The following is a 1704-nucleotide window of genomic DNA, read 5'->3' as shown; positions in this document are numbered from 1 at the left end:
ACGCCGCCCTCGCGAACACCGCCGTCGACGGAGTTGTCGATGACCTTCGCGAGCGGGTGCATGAGCGGGGCGGCCAACACCGCGACCGCGCTGATCGAGCCCACCCCGAAAGTGCTGCTCTTGTAGCTTCGTACCGGAAATTCCATTTCCGGTACGAACCGCGTAAAGGTGCCGGAACCGGACGTCGACCCCGTCACACGGGAAGCTCGCCGAGCTCGAACCGGGGTGAAACGGACAGGGTCGAGCTGACAGGGGACACCACTCTCGTGCACTATGAGAAACGACCTCGCCTCCATATAGCTGGACCGAACCGAACCCCTCGGGGTCGACCGAGCCAGATGTGCGGATGTGCCGGGTAGCCCCCTTCGTGAGAAGCGGGCGTACACCGATCGGGTGGGGGGAGATTTCTCCTCCCCTCCCGGTCCTGCTGAACCGCAACGCCCCTGTGGTGGGGGCCCGCGGGTAATGCGGAGCGGTACTGCTACAGCTGTGGTGGCCGTGGTAAGTGGCCGGTGGTGTAATGGCCCTGGTTAGGGGCCGAGTGAGATATGAGCGGCTCGGTGAGCCGCAGCTCAGGACCAGCGACAACTGGGACCTGAGCGGCCGACGCGGGTGGTTAATCCGGTCGGTAGACGGGCCGCGCGAGGAGCGGGTGGTTAATCCGCCTGGCGCGCGCGGCCGATGGCCTTAGGTCATCCCGATCCCCTCTCGGAGACCGGCGTCGGCATGCCCGCGTCTGGGTCGGCGGCCTGCGGGAATCGCTCTGCGAGCTTCTTGAGCAGGTGGATGTAGGCGGCGCGGTGAGGACGGCGCGGCTGAACCTGCCCCTGCTCCCAACGAGCGATAGCGAGGCGTTGGACGCCCACGGCCTCGGCGACCTCCAGTTGGGTGAGGCCCGCGGCGAGACGCAGCTGCTGCCGCACATGCGGCGGCGGCAGGACGTCGTCCAGTAGGGCGTTCACCCGGTGCAAGGGGTCCGCGTCGGTCATAGCCCAACCTCTCATGATCGATGGTTCCCCGAAAGATACACCACGGGAGCGGGCTGGGTGGGCGTCAAACGATCCCTCGATAGGGTCGGTTGCATGCTCGCCCTCTTCGACCTGGACGGCACGCTGATCGACCGTCAGGCCGCGCTCAGCGATGCCGTGACCGTCCTCTGCCGCTCCCACGCCTTCAAATCCCCCATCGAGCAGTGGTTGCGGGAGGCTCTGGCAGACCGCGCGAACCTCAGCGACTTCGCCCGGCTGCGCACCGACTTCGGACTGCCAGAGCCCGCCGAGCAGCTGTGGAAGGAGTACGTCGGCCTGATCGCCGCGGCTGTTACCGCCCGACCGGAGGTTCTTGAGGGCCTCCGCGAACTTCGCGCGGCGGCTTGGACCATCGGCATCGCCACCAACGGGGCCAGCGACATACAGCGGGCCAAGCTCGACGCAGCCGGCCTAACCGACCTCGTCGACGGCATCGCGGCCTCCGGCGACGTGGAGATCCGCAAACCAGCTCGCGAACTCTTTGAGCTCGCGGCGAGCCGCTGCGGCCGGTCCCTGGCCGACGGCGGCTGGATGGTCGGCGACAACCCGGCTGGAGACATCGGCGGCGGGCATCAGGCGGGCCTGCGCACCATCTGGCTCCGTGGCCGACCCTGGCCCGACGGCCTTCACTCCGCAGACCACACCGTCGACGACGCCACCGACGCCATCACCATCC

The 1704-nt window shown here is 67.9% G+C and carries 2 protein-coding genes; one reads left to right on the top strand and one right to left on the bottom strand.

Features of this window, described 5'->3' with window-relative positions; all coding sequences use genetic code 11:
- Positions 1-692 precede the first annotated feature (692 nt).
- On the bottom strand, positions 693-989 hold the full coding sequence (locus ACFXGI_RS38645; RefSeq protein ID WP_384717752.1) for a helix-turn-helix transcriptional regulator: 297 nt from the start codon (positions 987-989) through the stop codon (positions 693-695).
- Positions 990-1082: 93 nt separating this feature from the next.
- Between ACFXGI_RS38645 and ACFXGI_RS38640 the strand changes: the two genes are divergently transcribed.
- Positions 1083-1704 (top strand): HAD family hydrolase (locus ACFXGI_RS38640; protein ID WP_384717749.1); only part of this gene is annotated, 622 nt, incomplete at its 3' end.

Origin of the sequence: Streptomyces sp. NPDC059355, assembly GCF_042752335.1 — a bacterium.
Lineage (GTDB): Bacteria > Actinomycetota > Actinomycetes > Streptomycetales > Streptomycetaceae > Streptomyces.
Note: the sequence above shows the minus strand (reverse complement) of the source record. Positions and strands in the feature narration are given on the sequence as shown.